Origin of the sequence: Vibrio iocasae (assembly GCF_042245395.1) — a bacterium.
Lineage (GTDB): Bacteria > Pseudomonadota > Gammaproteobacteria > Enterobacterales > Vibrionaceae > Vibrio > Vibrio iocasae.
The window spans coordinates 1761348-1777050 of the sequence record NZ_CP145310.1 but is presented as its reverse complement, the minus strand read 5'-3'; the positions used below and the strand labels follow the sequence as shown (position 1 = coordinate 1777050).

Below are 15703 nucleotides of genomic sequence, written 5' to 3'. Positions count from 1 at the left end.
GGCAACGAGTTATTCTTCGGGGGAAGAATAGGGGGCAGTGATAGAGCTGCACTATTTGCGATAGCTGGTATTGATTTACTGCAGCAGCTACCAAATTTATCGCGAAATGTTCAATTAATTTGATTGAGTGCCACTGAGTAATCAGTGGCTTTTTTTTGCCTGAAACATCTTTCTTTAGCGATTAACTACGGACTCTCGTGTGACCAAATTACCAGGAACCAAGCTGTTCTCTTTCCCGGGTCTTCCACTTAAGTAGTCTTCCAGTTCTTGCATGGCAGATTCTACCAACTTCTCAGAAGGGTAGCTGATGCAAGTCAGTGGTGGAGTAAGTTGAGCGGCCAGAGAAGAATCTTCCAGTGACATAATCGAGACTTCTTGTGGTGTTGAAAGGTTAAAATCTTTTAGAAGCTTCATTGCGACAGCGGCCTGGCTGTCTCGCATTACAATGATGGCGGTAAATGGTGAATAGCTGTTTAGTAGCGTCATCAGTGCTTGTTCAGTACTTTCACCAGCGTTGACGATCAGCTGTCGGTTTACTGGCATTGCCATGTTCTGGAGCGCATTTTTGTAACCATCCAATACCTGTTGTGACGCGTAATTCTCATCATCCATTACAATGGCGACAGATGTGTGCCCTTTGCTGAATAGAAAACGACAGGCACTTTCACTGGCGAAACGATAGTCATAACCGATGTTTCTAAGTTCTGTCGATACCTGACTGTCTATTGCTATCACATTGTCCTTTGAAGACGAAGGTACTTGACCACCAAGGGCAATAATTGCGTCACAGTGGCCACTGTTTAGTTCTTCAACCACTCTTTGGTACTCGGCTGGTGTGTCGGCAAAGTTGACCAGCATATGTTTGCCTTTACTTCGTAACGCTTTTGAAAGAAGAGGCAGGTAGGTTGATACCTGACCGGCATCTGTTGTTGATAAGATCACTCCAATGTAGTCGGTTCTCTGATTTGCCAGATTTTGGGCAGCAGCATTAGGACGGTAGTTTAGCTCTTCCGCTGCTTTTAGTACTGCTTCTCGACTTGCTTCTTTTACTCCCCGACTTCCGCTCATGACTCGTGACACTGTGGCCTTTGAGACGTTTGCTAGTCTGGATACGTCTGTAATTGTTACCATTGAAGTTAAACTCTGAATCCTATCTTAGTTGCCGCGATACGGAAAACGGTTCCCATATCAATCTCCCATTTTATCTCAGGTGATTGAATGCACAAGAGGCAGACGAAAAAAAGGCCGCTAAATGCGGCCTAGTGATACAAATTGAGCAGAGTTTGGGTTGCGCCTGTCTACTCATTGCTATATCTAAATAACGTTTAGGCCGAAAACAAGTGTTTTCAGTTGTTACACAGCGACACGTTTGTGCAGCTCTATTAACTCGGTGACGAGCTCCTTAGCTAACATTGAAGTCATTAGATGATCTTGTGCATGAACCATAATTAAGGTCATCTTAGTTTTACCTTCACCTTCATCTGCTTCTATTAGCTTGGTTTGTACCAGATGAGCTTCGTTGGCCGCCATCTGAGCTTCTTTTAGCAGGCCTTCTGCTTCTTCAAACTCACCATTTTTTGCATGACGCAGCGCTTCATAGCATAAGCTGCGAGACTGGCCGGCATTAATAATGATGCCCATTACCTGCTCTTCTAAGTCCATTACTCTCTCCCGTAAATATAAAAAATGTTGTCAGTAAAAACCGTTTTCAGAAACAATGACTTTAAAAACCATTGTTTTTAGATACTTCAGCAAACCATTCGCCGCTTTTCTTAACGCTGCGTTTCTGGGTTTTCAGGTCAAGCTGATAGAAGCCGTAGCGATTCTTATAGGCATTTGACCAGGACCAGTTATCGATGAAGGTCCAAAGGTGATAACCGATACAGTTTGCACCCTCACTAACTCCTTGATGCAACCAGGATAGATGGCCCTTGATAAATTCGATTCGGTAATCGTCCTGAATCTGTCCATCAACAAGGAACTTCTCTTCGCCTTCGACACCCATACCATTTTCAGAAATGTAGCAAGGCAGGTTTCCATAGTTGTCACGAAGGTTGATTAGAATGTCGTAGACACCTTTTTCGTAGATCTCCCAGCCGCGATGAGGGTTCATCTTACGACCTGGCATTTCATAGCTATCAAAGAACCACTCTGGCATGAACGGAGATTCTGGATTTACAGCGTTTGCACGGGCTTTTACACGACGAGGTTGATAGTAGTTCACACCAAGCAGGTCGATCTTACCGCTTGCCAGAAGTTCACAATCACCTTCTGCAATGTCCGGCATCTGACCATGCTCTTTTAACAGTTCAACCAATTCTTGTGGGTACTCGCCCTTAACGGCCGGGTCAAGGAAACTTCTGTTAAACATCAGGTCACAGATGTTTGCCGCTTTGAGATCTGCCGGGTTTTGCGATCTAGGGTAAGAAGGTGTCAGGTTCAGGATGATACCAATTTGTCCTTCTTGTTCAGCCGCTCTGTATTTTTGAACAGCTTTCGCATGCGCCAGCATCGTATGATAGGCCACTGTTGCTGCGCGACGGAAGTCCACAACGTTAGGGTAGTGGAAGTCGTAGAGGTAACCCCCTTCAACGGGAACGATAGGTTCGTTGAATGTGAACCAGTGTTTAACTCTGTCACCAAATAGCTTGAAGCAGGTATCGGCAAAGTTAGCATAAGCGTCCAGAACTTCACGGTTTTCAAAACCACCGATCTCCTGCATTGCCATTGGCATATCGAAATGGAACAGGCATATAAAAGGTTCAATTTCTTTAGCAACGAGTTCGTCGATAACATTGTTGTAGAACTCAACCGCTTCCTGATTAACTTCACCTGTACCTTCAGGGATTAGACGAGACCAGGAGATCGAAGTGCGGAAGCTGTTGTGACCAATGTTCTTCATCAGCTCAATGTCAGATTGGTAGTTCTGATAGAAGGTTGAAGCATCGGTAGAAGAGACACCATTATGGAAACGGTTTGGCTCTGCTTTGAACCAGTGATCCCAGATGTTGTCACTTTTGCCACCGTCGAAAGCTGCGCCTTCAGTCTGAGTTGCCGATGCAGCACTTCCCCAATAGAAGTTGTCAGGAAATTTTTTATTCATGATTAAATCCTTTAGGCGGGTGGTTACTGCCGTGTGATACCACCCGCATAAGTTAGTAATATTGTTTGTTGATTAAGCGGTTACTGGCTGTGTGTTCTCTGCTTGTTTCTCGTTTTCAGCTTCTTGCTCAAGTAGCTGCTTCTCATAGGCTTTCAGGAATGGGAAGTACATTGCTGCCGACATCGCCATACAGATGAAACACATAATGACAGGTGAGAACGACCAGTTAGCAGCCCAAGATGCACCGATAGGTCCCGGTGTTGTCCAAGGTGTCAGAGAAACCACGCGCTCTATCAGACCAAGGTCCAGAGCAAACCATGCGAGTGTTGCGTTAACCATAGGCACCAGGATAAACGGCAGGAAGAATACTGGGTTCATAATGATTGGTGCACCAAACAGGATTGGTTCGTTAATGTTGAACATACCCGGTACAACACCCATCTTACCGATGCTTCTTAGGTGTACAGCTTTTGAACGAAGTAGCAGGAATGCAAGCGGAAGTGTTGAACCTACGCCACCAATCAATAGGTAGTGATCCCAGAAACCTTGTACAAAGATATGTGGAATGGCCTCACCTGCCGCCATAGCCGCCTGGTTAACGGAAAGGTTTGCCATCCAGAACGGGTTCATGATACCAGTTACGATTAACGCGCCGTGGATACCAGCAAACCACAGGATTTGGCAAACAAGAACAGCAAGTAACACTGCAGGTAGAGTGTCAGAAGCAGAAACCAGAGGCTGAACCAGTGACATAATTGCAGCCGGAAGGATCATGCCAGTTTGTGCTTCAATGAATAGGTTTAGCGGGTGCAATGTAGCAATGATACACATTACCGGAATCAGGATTTCGAACGAGCGTGCAACACCTGTTGGTACTTCTGGTGGCAGCTTGATCGTAATGTTGTTTCTTTTCAGATAGGCATACACTTCAGTTGAATAGATTGCTGTGATTAATGCGGTGAAGATTCCCTGCCCAGAGAAGTACTGCATTGAAATCTGACCGTTTTCAACAGGAGCTGCGACAAGCAGAAATGCCATCAGTGAAAGAAGGCCCGTTGTTACAGGATCCAGGTCGTGGTGTTTTGCCAGACTGGATGCGATACCCACCGATATGAAGATGGTCATGATCCCCATACTCAGATTAAACGGTAGCATCAGCGCTTCACGATGTGTTGCTGAAAAATCCAGCCATGCGCGCGCAAATCCTAAAGTCGTGTCTTCTGAAAAAGGAGGGAAGATCAGTACCAACATAAAAGAGCCCACAATCATAAACGGCAGCGCTGCGATAAAGCCGTCTCGGATTGAAGTTACGTATTTTTGCTGTCCTACCTTGCCGGCAATAGGTGTCACCTTTTGTTCGATGATACCAACCAGCTTGTTGTATAGAGTACTCATATTATTTTTTGTCCAGATTGTTAGTCAGATTAGCCAATTAGTTCCAAAGCAAAGTCGAGCACTTTGTCGCCCTTTTGCATGCCATAATCCATCATGTTGATAGGTTCAACCTTGATGCCGTGCTTGTCGGCTTCTTTCTGGAGATCGGCTTGCATGTATTTCACCTGTGGTCCAAGTAGAACAACCTCGTAGTTAGCCACCTGATTGCTGAACTCAGATGCGCCAAACGCCTGGATCTGAGCTTCGATTCCACGATCTTTCGCAGACGCTTCCATCTTCTTTACCAGCATGGAAGTGGACATTCCTGCAGAACAGCAAAGCATGATTTTTTTCATTTTCTAAACCCCTATGTTTGTTTTTCTGCTTTTTAATATGCACTTTTTGGAAATTAATGGAAACCGGTTTCCATTAATTTCCGAATGAAGTGTGAATAGGATCGTTTTATTCGATTGGATCCGGCTTTGTTATGTGATGATTATCTCGAAAATACCAGTGGTGGAAACTCAGGTTTCTGTTGAGGGAGGAAGAGATTTAGTTTTAAGTTAAAGGTATTGAGCAGACGGATACTGACTACTTTCAGGAAAAATGTGTTCTGAGCAACAGATTTAGATAACCGGTTTCCGAAAGAAAAGGGTTTTCGTTATTCTTTGTCCATCCAGTTAAATGAGAAGCGTCATGAATAATTCCCTTGCAAGGATAGTAACGTCGAATATTGAGCATTACATGCTGCCCCTTGCCAGAGTCTTAATGCGCAACCCACATTTGTCAGCATTGAGAGATGGTTTTCAACTGGCTATGCCTTTTGTTTTTATTGGCTGCATGTTTGTACCCATTCTGTTTCCGCCTTTTTCAGACGTGAACAGTGGCCCTGCGGCCTGGTGGCTACAGCTTTCCAATAACCTCAGGCCGATGCTGTTGCCAAGTTATCAGCTAACACTTGGTGTCATGGGTTTGATGGTTGCCTTTGGTGTTTCCGCTAGTCTGGCTAAGCAGTATCAACTGCCGGAGAGATTATCCGGTCTGACAGGGTGTATGGCATTTTTGATGCTCGCGGGTATTCACGAGCATAACGAAGACACGATGCGGTTTTTAGGTGGTGCAGGTCTATTCACTGCCTTGATTGCCAGTTTCTATTCTGTTGAATTAATCCGTTTTTTCTTTAAGCGTAAGTGGTATATCTCTATGCCCGAAGATGTACCAATTCTTACGGTGCAGAGCTTTAAGTTTTTACTTCCTATTCTGGCGATATTGCTTTCCATTTCAGCGTTCGATCTCGCTCTGCAAAACCATTTAGGGCTGCACTTTCCTCAGCTTATTGAAATGATTTTCCGTCCATTAATATTAGCTTCCGATAGTCTTGCAGCAATTCTAATCTCAATTTTTGTGTGCCAGTTGCTCTGGTTTATGGGGATACATGGCGCTCTTATTGTCACAGGCATAATGAATCCGTTTTGGATGTCGAACCTGATTGAGAATCAGGATGCGCTAGAAGCCGGGCTTGATGTATTACCACATATTTATCTACCTGCATTTTGGGACTTTTTCATTCTTATCGGTGGTGTAGGTTCTACGTTACCCCTAATTTTGATGGCGTTGAGAAGTCGAGTAGGTCAGTTGCGAACGGTCGGGAAAATCGCGGTAATTCCATCGATCTTTAATATTAATGAACCGATACTCTTCGGGTTTCCGATAATTATGAATCCACTGTTCCTGATTCCATTTGTGCTGGTTCCTATGATTAATGCCTCCATCGCATGGTTTCTGACATCTGCCGGAGTTTTGGAACGAGTTGTTTTACTTATTCCGTGGTCAGTACCAGCGCCCATCGGTGCTGCATGGGCGTCAAACGGTAGCATTACCAATGTACTGATGGTTGTTTTGGCCATGGTGAACTCTTACTTCATATACTTGCCATTTTTCCGAACCCACGAGAAAATTCTTAGTGCACAGCAAGAAGAAAGGATGAAAACTCAGGGAGCGAGTTAAGTATATTTGTCATGAATGGATATAATTGTCAGAATACTAATCACTTCTGACAACAATCTAGGTGTTTATGCAAACTCGTTCCGATGATCTTGAAATTCTTCTCGCTGTTGTTGATACCGGTGGCTTTTCTGCGGCGGCTCAGGCGCTGGATATTCAAGTCGCAAAAGTGTCGCGTGCCGTAACAAGGCTAGAAAATCAGCTTGGTGTTTCCCTTCTCAACCGGACAACAAGGCGTGTTGATGTCACTGAAGAAGGCAAGGCGTTTGTCGAATGCGTTCGTTCAGCATTATCTGTTATTCAAAATGCAGAAGAGGACATCACCAACCGAAGTGAAAGCCCGAAGGGGCGATTGAGGGTGGATGCTGCAAGCCCATTTATATTGCATCAATTAGTGGCTTTGGTGAAACCATTCAGGGAAGCCTATCCGGAAATTGAACTGGAGATTACTTCAAATGAAGGTTACGTCGATCTGCTTGAGAAACGCACCGATGTAGCGATTCGAATTGGTCGGTTAGCGGATTCTACGCTTCACGCTCGTTTGCTGGGACAAAGTCAGTTATATATTGTTGCTTCCCCTGATTATCTTGATTCTAACGGCATGCCTAATACACCTGCCGATCTTTCTGAGCACCATCTTATTGGCTTTACTGAGCCTAAAGTGTTGAATGAATGGCCGTTACCCGAAGTTGGTTCAATAACCCTTTCTGTATCATCCAGTAGTGGAGAAACCGTCAGGCAGCTTGCTCTTCAGGGAAATGGCATTGCTTGTTTATCAGGGTTTATGGTGAAAGAGGATATCGCGGCAGGCAGATTGGTATCTCTGTTTGAGCAGGAACTTTCTGGTAAGAGTGAACGAAGACAAGTGAATGCGGTTTACTACAAATCTTCGGCTGTCTCAAAAAGGGTTTCTGTTTTTCTGGATTTTATACAGCCTCGTTTAACGTTATAAATTAGATTTACTTTTACAATTTCAACAAAAGTATCTTGTCGTTATTGCTATAAATGATCACATAGCCCTTTGCTATGATGCTTTCCGTTCACTAATTTCGGGAAAACATTATGAGCAATCGTCTATTTGAATCAGTACAGCTAGGTACGCTTACGCTTGAGAACCGTATTGTTATGCCACCAATGACTCGTTCTCGTGCAAGTCAGCCAGGTGATGTCGCTAACGATATGATGGCAGAGTATTACGCTCAGCGCGCTTCGGCCGGTCTTATCGTTGCGGAAGGCACACAAATCTCCCCAATGGGTCAGGGTTATGCCTGGACACCAGGCATTTACAGTCAGGAACAGATTGCTGGCTGGAAAAAGGTTACTGATGCTGTACATCAGAAAAACGGTGCTATCTTCGCTCAGCTTTGGCATGTCGGTCGCGTTACTCATCCGGATAACATCGGTGGTCAACAGCCGATTTCTTCTTCTGCAATCAAAGCAGAAAACGTGAAAGTCTTTATCGACAACGGCACCGATGAGCCAGGTTTTGTCGACGTTGTTGAGCCACGTGAAATGACCAAAGAAGATATTCAAAAAGTGATTGGTGAATATCGTCAGGCAGCACTAAATGCTATCGAAGCGGGCTTTGATGGTATTGAGCTGCATGCTGCTAACGGCTATCTGGTTAATCAGTTTATTGATTCTGAATCGAATAATCGTACCGACGAGTATGGCGGTTCTTTAGAAAATCGATTGCGGTTTCTTGATGAAGTGGTTGCTGCGATGGTAGATGCCATTGGCGCAGATCGTGTAGGTGTGCGTCTTGCCCCATTAACAACGCTAAACGGCACGGTAGATAAGAATCCTGTAGAAACGTACACCGCTGCGGCAGCTCTGCTAAATGGCCACAAGATTGTTTACCTGCATATTGCAGAAGTGGACTGGGACGATGCGCCAGATACACCAAAATCTTTCAAACAAGCACTCCGCGATGCCTATAAGGGGGTATTGATTTACGCAGGCCGTTACAACGGTGAAAAAGCCAGTCAGGCGATTGAAGAAGGTCTCGCAGATATGATTGGATTTGGCCGTCCGTTTGTTTCCAATCCCGATTTACCAGAGCGTATTAAAAACGGTTATCCACTGGCGCAGCACGATCCTGCCACTCTGTTTGGTGGTGCTGAGAAAGGTCTAACTGACTACCCGGTTTATGAGCAAAAATAAGAAGGAAAACTAAAATGCTATTTGATTCATTTAAGATTGGTGATGCGGAATTTATTAACCGTATTGCAATGGCTCCGATGACGCGTTCTCGCACTTCACAGCCTGGTGATGTACCAAACGACATGATGGCAACCTACTATAAACAACGCGCTAATGCAGGTGTAGTCGTCACAGAGGGTGCTCCGATTTCTGCTGTTGGTCGTGGCTATTCAATGACTCCGGGGATCTATACTCAGGACCATATCGATGGCTGGAAGAAAGTCACTCAGGCTATTCATGAAGAGGGTGGCAAAGTGTTTATTCAGTTGTGGCACGTAGGTCGTCGTAGCCACTCGTCAATTTCCGGTGAGCAGCCTGTTGCACCTTCCGCAATAAAAGTGCCGGATCAGGTGTTTGGTCCACTGCCAGAAGGTGGTTTCGGTATGATTGAAACCGAAACCCCACGTGAAATGAGCCTTGAAGATATCCAGAGCACTATCGCTGACTTTGTTCAGGCAGCTCGAAACGCTGTTGAAGCGGGTTTTGATGGGGTAGAGATTCACGCTGCACATGGTTACCTGTTTGATACGTTTATGCGCCTTGAAAGTAATCAGCGTCAGGATCAATACGGTGGCAGTCAGGAAAACCGCATGCGCTTTATGCTCGAAGCACTACAAGCTGTTGCTGATGAAGTTGGCAGCGATAAGGTAGCAGTACGCGTCTCTCCACATGTCATCGAAGGTTTTGCCGATGAAGATCCTGAGATTGTAGAGGTTACTTTGAAAGCACTTGAGAAAATGGCTTCGATGAATCTGGCTTATGTTCACTTTTCTGAGCGAATTTCTCGTTATCTAGAAGTGCCGGAATCTTTCCGCAAGCAAGTTCGCGAGGTTTATCCAAATCCGGTGATGATCGCAGGTAAGTTAACCAAAGAGAGTGCGCAGGAACTTCTGGATAAAGACTACTGCAATATGGTGGCATTTGGCACACCTTATGTGACTAATCCGGATCTGGTTGCCCGATTTGAAAATAACTGGCCCCTGGCTGAGTTCGATGCAGATGCTCGCCTGACACTTTACGGTGGAGATGAGAAAGGATACATCGATTATCCTTCGTATGCGGTGTAAGTGTTCACTAATTATACAAGCCAGCAGCTAACTACAATAGTTGCTGGTTCTCAATCACAATTTAGTTATTAATATTTTACTAATATACATCTTATTTAATATACTCTCAGCGCATTGTCGTTTTAGGGAGTAAGACAAAATGAGATACCAGGTGAAGGAAGCACTTGACCACATTTCTTCGATTACACATTTTCACCCGAATACTCTTCAGGTTTCAAAAATCGTTCCAAATCAAGTTCAGGTTAAATGCTTAGACGAATCTGCAAACGAGCACACTTTCATGTATTCAGATGGTGAAGTCCTGATGTGGGATGAGATAGAGCAGGACTGGGTTCTTGTTCCGGATAAACGCCTGTAGTTTCAACATCACTGGTTTTCAACCGATGAGCAAGTCGTACTTTACACTAATAGTATCGTTGAGCATCTGCTTAATGATCTCTTCGTGCTCATCGGTAAATCCTGAAAATACGCAACCTAAGATATCTAAGAATCAAGTTCTCAAACACCAAAAAGTAGTGACTCATGATTATTACTATCTAAACGTGAGTAAATCCGCTGTCCCCTTTGTTATGCAAGATATAGTGGGGGGCGAGCATGAAAACCACTATCAGATTCTTGGGTTTTATGGCGACAAGTTTTTAGTCAATTTTGAATCTGACGATAGCGATTTTAGTTACGGCATTAATGGTGATGGCTTCGAGTTTGTTAAAACACCTGAGGGTGACTTGATAACCATCATCTATGACACGACCTGGGTGGACGTTTTTACCTGGTCATATCCAAGCACATCTGAATACACACTTAAGATACGTAAGATCAGCGACTCACGCTTTTAAGTGTCTTCTTATCAGCCCTTGGCAGGCACATTTTCACTGTAGTTTTTCCTGAACGCTCTGGGGCTAATCCCATTTCTTTCCTTAAAGCACTTAGCAAAATAATTACTATCGGTAAATCCGGACTTATCTGCTACTGACTGAATACTTCTATTTTCCTCTGATAACAGCAGTTTCTCTGCGTAATTGATTCGAATGTTGCGCAGGTACTGATTTGGAGAAGTTTGTAGGTAGCTTTTAAATAACCTTTCCAGTTGCCTTACGCTAATAAACGCTGAGCTGGCAATTTCCTCAGTTTTTAATTCACTGTTGCTGAACTGCTGCTCCATAAATACCATCGCCCGACTAAGAACCAAGGTGGAGCTGTTCGTTTTAGTGGATTCTCCCTGATAGTAGCGTGACAGTGTTACTACAAACTGGCTTAGCTGCGCTTTTAACATTGTCTCAAAACCCGGTGGGGCATTTACGTATTCATCTTCTATATTTTTTAACAGAGACAAAATGACTTCTGTTTGCTCTGGATCTAAATTGAGCTTGGCTGAGTAATCTGATTTTTGTCTCGCAATCGGGTCGATATTGAAAAGTGCCTGGTAACCGGGGATAAGCCTAAGCTCGGGTGACTCGAATATTGGGGACGCGTGATCGTACATCAGATTGGTTAATTCAAGATTATTAACCTTATTAAATGCATGTTCCGTATCGCCATGGATAACAAAAACGTCTCCAGTATGAATGGGATAGTGGAACTGACCAACGCTATGGATAGCCGTTCCACCAGTGACCACAAACAGTTCTGCAAAGTCGTGCTTATGTGGCGGGAAATCCTCCGCGTGATCACCCCAGATAAGCGCAAATCGAATATGTGGGTGTCTGAGATGAGGCTCTAGCGAAAACGTTGTGGTCATGTCGATATTTTCCTTGTTTATGTCGCAATGTTAGCAGAAAACGACCTGATTTAACCGTAGGATGTAGGAATACACTCAATATAAATGAATAACAGGATTTCCAATGACCTCTGAATTTAGTACGCCATATTTTTCGGATTGGCCGAAAATCGAGTCAACTATAGTAAAAGATGACGCTATTGAGTCGAAAGTCGCTGATATCGTTAGTCAAATGACGGTCGAGGAAAAACTCGGCCAGATGATTCAGCCAGATCTAAGGGGAATATCCGCGGAAGAAATCATCGAGTTTAAGATTGGTTCGATACTTAATGGTGGAGGAGCCTGGCCAAACGAGAACAAACGCTCTTTGGCAAAGGACTGGGTTGAAAAGGCAGATGAGTTCTGGCTGGCGACTGAACAAGCTTTTGAGAACAGACCGTTTCGAATTCCTTTTATGTGGGCGACGGATGCCGTTCATGGCCATAACAACGTCTTTGGTGCAACGGTATTCCCCCACAACATTGGCTTAGGGTGTGCAAGAGATCCTGAGCTTATACATAATATTGGGCGTATTACAGCGATCGAAATTGCGGCAACAGGGTTGGATTGGACGTTTGCCCCAACCGTTGCAACGCCAAGGGATTTACGCTGGGGACGTGTTTATGAAGGTTACTCGGAAGATCCTGAAATTGTATACACATATGCAGCAGAAGTGGTGAAAGGGCTTCAGGGTACTCAGGAAGAACTGCAAGGTCAGCATCATGTTATATCCAATGTTAAGCATTGGGTTGGTGATGGCGGAACCCTATCGGGTATTGATCGGGGTGTAAACAGCTACAGCGAAGATCTGCTGAGAAACATTCATGCTATGGGTTATTTTAGTGGGCTAAATGCTGGAGCGCAGGTAGTGATGTCTTCGTTTAATAGCTGGGACGACTCTGCTAACTATGATCATGATATAGAGGTAGAGGGCGAATATAACTATAAAATCCACGGCAGTAAGTACCTGCTTACCGATGTGCTAAAAGAGAAGATGGGCTTCGACGGGTTGATCGTTACCGACTGGCATGGCCATGCGGAAGTAAGTAAGTGTACTGATGCTGATGCGACTTACGCTATCAATGCTGGTAACGATATCTTGATGGTTCCGGTTCACAAGCATTGGCGCGCGGTTTATACCAATACCCTTAAAGATATCCACTCAGGGCTTATACCGATGAGTCGTATCGACGATGCAGTAACCCGAATTCTGCGAGTCAAAATGCGTGCCGGGTTGTGGGAGAAACCTCGCCCATCTGAGCGCGTATTAGCGGGTGCCCAAAATCTGTTAGGCAAGAAAGAGCACCGTGAGATAGCAAGAGAAGCAGTACGTAAATCACTCGTATTGCTTAAGAATAAGCAGGGTATCCTTCCCCTCGCTTCAAACCAGAAAGTGCTTCTAACAGGTAGCGCTGCTGACGACCTGCAAAAGCAATCCGGTGGCTGGAACCTGACCTGGCAGGGTGATGAAAACTGTCTGGATGACTTCCCTGGTGCTACAACGGTAAAAATGGCTCTGGAAGCAGAGCTTGGTAAAGAGAATGTGTCGTACGATCCAGAGCTCAAGCAAGAATTGAAGGCGGGTGATATAGCGGTAGTGGTATTTGGTGAAGACCCATATGCAGAGATGATGGGGGACATCAAAGCCTGGCAGACACTGGAGTTTGCCTCTCTAAAACGTAGCTATAAAGCTGATGTAGAGAAGATCAAAAAACTGCATGATGCAGGTGTAAAAATTGTGTCTGTGTTCTTTAGTGGCCGCCCTCTTTACCTGAATGAAGAAATCGCCAAATCCGATGCGTTTGTAGCGGCATTCTTGCCGGGGAGCGAAGGGGAGGGCATTACTGATGTTATTGTTGGTAATGAGCAGGGTGAAGCTCGTTATGACTTCACGGGAGTGCTTTCGTATAGCTGGCCAAACAAAAAACGCAGTGTTTCTGTCAACCGTACTCCAGTACATATTGAAAACTACAAACTTCCTGAGCAGGAGCAAGACCCAAATGGAGAACATGTTCCGCTTTTCCCATATGGATATGGTTTGAACTACAGTGACAAGCAACAGACACAGAATCTTGATGATCTAACGCTTGATATCGATAAGCAAAGTGGCAAGCAGGCAGCAACACACGCTACACATATGTATGGCGTAAACGCAACCATTGGTGATTATCAGCTCAAAGTTGCAGACAGTGAGCATTTGATGGGTGTCGATGTATCCCGAAACAATGCCATGTTCCTTGAGACCATCGAAACCAGACCATTCAACTATCAACAGCAGCAGGACGCAGTTGAAGTTAACTTTAACGGGGAGGCGGTGCTTTATGTTCAGCCTAGTGATGGCAGTGTGGATGACTTGAGTGAGTACGACAACGATGAGAGTTACATAGCATTTGATATCAATGTATCAAAGCAGCCATCAGAGCCTGTTTACTTATGTTTGCAGAGAGCGGCTGAAATATCAGAAATGAGCAAGATGCCAAAAGTTGAAATTACTGACCAGTTCATGAAGTCGGACAATGCGTTTATGACAGTCAAAGTGCCAACAGCTAAGTTGAAAGCGTTAGGCGTAGACTTCCGGTATCTTGATGCACTTTTTGTTCTTTATACTCAGGGCAAACTCGATACTGTTATTGCGAATGTTCGATGGGATACCGATTAAAAAGATTGGTGCCTAAAGATAGAAAAGAACCACCTGCTAGTAAGCAGGTGGTTTTTTGTCGAGGGGTATTAACTGATTCTTAGAAAGAGTAGAACAGACGTACACGTGCACCAAAGTCGTCTTCTTCAGCAAAACCTTGTGATGTACCTGCTTTTAGCTTGTTGTCCACCGAAGTGTAGTAAGAGCCCAGTAGAACTGAGAAGTCTTCTACAGCCAGTACATCTTTAAACTCGTAGGATGCGTACCAGGTAGATACGTTGACATCGCCTTCAGCCCAACCGGAGATCTCCTTGTTTTCGTACTCGTTGGTCGCGTGGATGTAACCAACACCAAAGTTCTTATACAAGGCGTTTAGACCAGCCGATAGGTTGTTCTCGTCAACCGCATCCATGTACGCAACGTTTGCGTTTACAGACCAATCACCGCTTGCCCAGTTACCTGTCAGGCCGTAACCAGTACGGTCTGAAATATCTACACCGTTTGTAGTAACAACTGCATTAGATACAAGGTTGGTTTCTACAGATGCAGCAACTGAGAAGTCACCCATCTGATAAGCAACAACCGGGCGGATTAGGAAAGCGTCTTTGGACGCATTCTTGTTTATCGTTGCTCCATGATATGTTGTTCCGTCAAACAGGCCTGTGCGGTCTCCCAGCATTGCACCAACTTCAACATATAAGTTGCCGAAAGACTGGTTATACATGATTTGGCCATCAGAACCACGGCCACGGCCTTCTTTCATTTGGTATGTATACGCAGAACCATCTGAGTACAGTTCATTGGATGTGTCACCAGAGTACTCAAGGAATACATCCAGACCTACAGGGAACATATCGTATGCTTCGAAACGACCAGCTTTAACTGCCCAGCCATCAACCTGGCCGAACTCAAAGTACGCATCATCCATTGCGATGTTGCCCGTGCTCTCGAATAGAGGTTGAGCGACGACGCCAACAAAGTGACCAGAATCTGAGTATTTTTGTCCTGCAAACTCGATAAGAACACGACCATCCTGATTAAACTCAGAGTTATTACTGTCGTTTGATTCGCGGTCCTGGTAGTTGAAGTTTAACTCGACATCACCGCCGATTGAGAAGTTACCCTCTTCACTATCAACAATGCTAATGCCAGCATGTGCTGCCAAAGCTGAAGAAACTAAAATAGCTGCTAGCGAAAAATTAAATACCTTTTTCATATTAACCCTTATTAACCGTAAAATTTTTTAGTCATTTATTCCCGCAACGGACGACTAATTGAATTGTGTTTGGAGGTTTGGCCAATAAAACGTGTTATTGGTTAAATCTCTCTTTTTCTGGGGATGAATAATTACGGATATTGATTGTCTGAACAATTGGCTAAAAAGTGTTTTGCAGACCTAAGTCACATTTTTATAAATATCGTATATATCCATTAAATACAGCGAGTTACATATAAAAAATTATTAAATTAACAATGTTTTATTTTTACTTTTCATTATTTATAAATAGTCTGTCAGAGCAATGTAAGAGTGTGATCTAGACTGCTTAATAGTGATTGGT

14 protein-coding genes are annotated in these 15703 nt (G+C 44.3%); 7 read left to right on the top strand and 7 right to left on the bottom strand.

The genetic code is table 11. From position 1 onward, the window contains the following. Positions 1–174 precede the first annotated feature (174 nt). The 5 genes from SNR28_RS07965 to SNR28_RS07945 form a co-directional block, all read right to left on the bottom strand. Positions 175–1131 (bottom strand): LacI family DNA-binding transcriptional regulator, encoded by a 957-nt coding sequence (locus SNR28_RS07965; protein WP_375748677.1) that lies wholly within the window; start codon positions 1129–1131, stop codon positions 175–177. A 222-nt stretch (positions 1132–1353) separates the two neighbouring features. Next, positions 1354–1662 carry a PTS N,N'-diacetylchitobiose transporter subunit IIA gene (gene chbA, locus SNR28_RS07960; RefSeq protein ID WP_375748676.1) on the bottom strand — a complete coding sequence of 103 codons (309 nt, stop codon included), beginning with the start codon at positions 1660–1662 and terminating at the stop codon, positions 1354–1356. A gap of 61 nt (positions 1663–1723) precedes the next feature. Continuing rightward, positions 1724–3103 carry a glycoside hydrolase family 1 protein gene (locus tag SNR28_RS07955; protein WP_375748675.1) on the bottom strand — a complete coding sequence of 460 codons (1380 nt, stop codon included), beginning with the start codon at positions 3101–3103 and terminating at the stop codon, positions 1724–1726. Positions 3104–3175: 72 nt separating this feature from the next. Beyond that, on the bottom strand, positions 3176–4498 hold the full coding sequence (locus SNR28_RS07950) for a PTS sugar transporter subunit IIC (RefSeq protein ID WP_375748674.1): 1323 nt from the start codon (positions 4496–4498) through the stop codon (positions 3176–3178). Positions 4499–4527: 29 nt separating this feature from the next. Next, positions 4528–4833 carry a PTS sugar transporter subunit IIB gene (locus tag SNR28_RS07945; RefSeq protein WP_375748673.1) on the bottom strand — a complete coding sequence of 102 codons (306 nt, stop codon included), beginning with the start codon at positions 4831–4833 and terminating at the stop codon, positions 4528–4530. A 340-nt stretch (positions 4834–5173) separates the two neighbouring features. Here SNR28_RS07945 and SNR28_RS07940 point away from each other — a divergent pair, with 340 nt between their 5' ends. From SNR28_RS07940 to SNR28_RS07915, 6 genes are all read left to right on the top strand, one after another. Next, the gene (locus SNR28_RS07940) at positions 5174–6484 is read left to right on the top strand and encodes a PTS sugar transporter subunit IIC (protein ID WP_375748672.1); all 1311 of its coding nucleotides are present in this window, start codon (positions 5174–5176) and stop codon (positions 6482–6484) included. A 67-nt stretch (positions 6485–6551) separates the two neighbouring features. Further along, on the top strand, positions 6552–7433 hold the full coding sequence (locus SNR28_RS07935; RefSeq protein ID WP_375748671.1) for a LysR family transcriptional regulator: 882 nt from the start codon (positions 6552–6554) through the stop codon (positions 7431–7433). Positions 7434–7543: 110 nt separating this feature from the next. Continuing rightward, positions 7544–8644, top strand: coding sequence for an alkene reductase (locus tag SNR28_RS07930; RefSeq protein ID WP_375748670.1), 1101 nt, complete (start codon positions 7544–7546; stop codon positions 8642–8644). 14 nt (positions 8645–8658) lie between these two features. Beyond that, positions 8659–9750: an alkene reductase gene (locus SNR28_RS07925; protein ID WP_375748669.1), complete on the top strand. Its 1092-nt coding sequence runs from the start codon at positions 8659–8661 to the stop codon at positions 9748–9750. A 139-nt stretch (positions 9751–9889) separates the two neighbouring features. Then, positions 9890–10108, top strand: a complete 219-nt coding sequence (locus SNR28_RS07920) for a hypothetical protein (RefSeq protein WP_375748668.1) — start codon at positions 9890–9892, stop codon at positions 10106–10108. 211 nt (positions 10109–10319) lie between these two features. Continuing rightward, on the top strand, positions 10320–10586 hold the full coding sequence (locus SNR28_RS07915) for a hypothetical protein (RefSeq protein WP_375748667.1): 267 nt from the start codon (positions 10320–10322) through the stop codon (positions 10584–10586). Between the two features lie 11 nt (positions 10587–10597). Here SNR28_RS07915 and SNR28_RS07910 read toward each other — a convergent pair whose 3' ends face one another. Continuing rightward, complete coding sequence (locus SNR28_RS07910) at positions 10598–11488, bottom strand: helix-turn-helix domain-containing protein (protein WP_375748666.1); 891 nt, start codon at positions 11486–11488, stop codon at positions 10598–10600. 103 nt (positions 11489–11591) lie between these two features. Between SNR28_RS07910 and SNR28_RS07905 the strand changes: the two genes are divergently transcribed. Continuing rightward, positions 11592–14165, top strand: coding sequence for a glycoside hydrolase family 3 N-terminal domain-containing protein (locus SNR28_RS07905; protein ID WP_375748665.1), 2574 nt, complete (start codon positions 11592–11594; stop codon positions 14163–14165). 79 nt (positions 14166–14244) lie between these two features. On the opposite strand, the gene SNR28_RS07900 is transcribed toward SNR28_RS07905, so the two are convergent. Continuing rightward, the gene (locus SNR28_RS07900; RefSeq protein ID WP_375748664.1) at positions 14245–15360 is read right to left on the bottom strand and encodes a carbohydrate porin; all 1116 of its coding nucleotides are present in this window, start codon (positions 15358–15360) and stop codon (positions 14245–14247) included. Between the last annotated feature and the right edge of the window lie 343 nt (positions 15361–15703).

Bases quoted from the DNA above. Each gene is read 5' to 3' on its own strand.
- SNR28_RS07965 (WP_375748677.1), bottom strand. From the start codon at position 1,131: ATGGTAACAATTACAGACGTATCCAGACTAGCAAACGTCTCAAAGGCC.
- SNR28_RS07930 (WP_375748670.1), top strand. From the start codon at position 7,544: ATGAGCAATCGTCTATTTGAATCAGTACAGCTAGGTACGCTTACGCTT.
- SNR28_RS07940 (WP_375748672.1), top strand. From the start codon at position 5,174: ATGAATAATTCCCTTGCAAGGATAGTAACGTCGAATATTGAGCATTAC.
- SNR28_RS07905 (WP_375748665.1), top strand. From the start codon at position 11,592: ATGACCTCTGAATTTAGTACGCCATATTTTTCGGATTGGCCGAAAATC.
- SNR28_RS07955 (WP_375748675.1), bottom strand. From the start codon at position 3,103: ATGAATAAAAAATTTCCTGACAACTTCTATTGGGGAAGTGCTGCATCG.
- SNR28_RS07945 (WP_375748673.1), bottom strand. From the start codon at position 4,833: ATGAAAAAAATCATGCTTTGCTGTTCTGCAGGAATGTCCACTTCCATG.
- SNR28_RS07915 (WP_375748667.1), top strand. From the start codon at position 10,320: ATGCAAGATATAGTGGGGGGCGAGCATGAAAACCACTATCAGATTCTT.
- SNR28_RS07950 (WP_375748674.1), bottom strand. From the start codon at position 4,498: ATGAGTACTCTATACAACAAGCTGGTTGGTATCATCGAACAAAAGGTG.
- SNR28_RS07935 (WP_375748671.1), top strand. From the start codon at position 6,552: ATGCAAACTCGTTCCGATGATCTTGAAATTCTTCTCGCTGTTGTTGAT.
- SNR28_RS07910 (WP_375748666.1), bottom strand. From the start codon at position 11,488: ATGACCACAACGTTTTCGCTAGAGCCTCATCTCAGACACCCACATATT.
- SNR28_RS07925 (WP_375748669.1), top strand. From the start codon at position 8,659: ATGCTATTTGATTCATTTAAGATTGGTGATGCGGAATTTATTAACCGT.
- SNR28_RS07920 (WP_375748668.1), top strand. From the start codon at position 9,890: ATGAGATACCAGGTGAAGGAAGCACTTGACCACATTTCTTCGATTACA.
- SNR28_RS07900 (WP_375748664.1), bottom strand. From the start codon at position 15,360: ATGAAAAAGGTATTTAATTTTTCGCTAGCAGCTATTTTAGTTTCTTCA.
- chbA (WP_375748676.1), bottom strand. From the start codon at position 1,662: ATGGACTTAGAAGAGCAGGTAATGGGCATCATTATTAATGCCGGCCAG.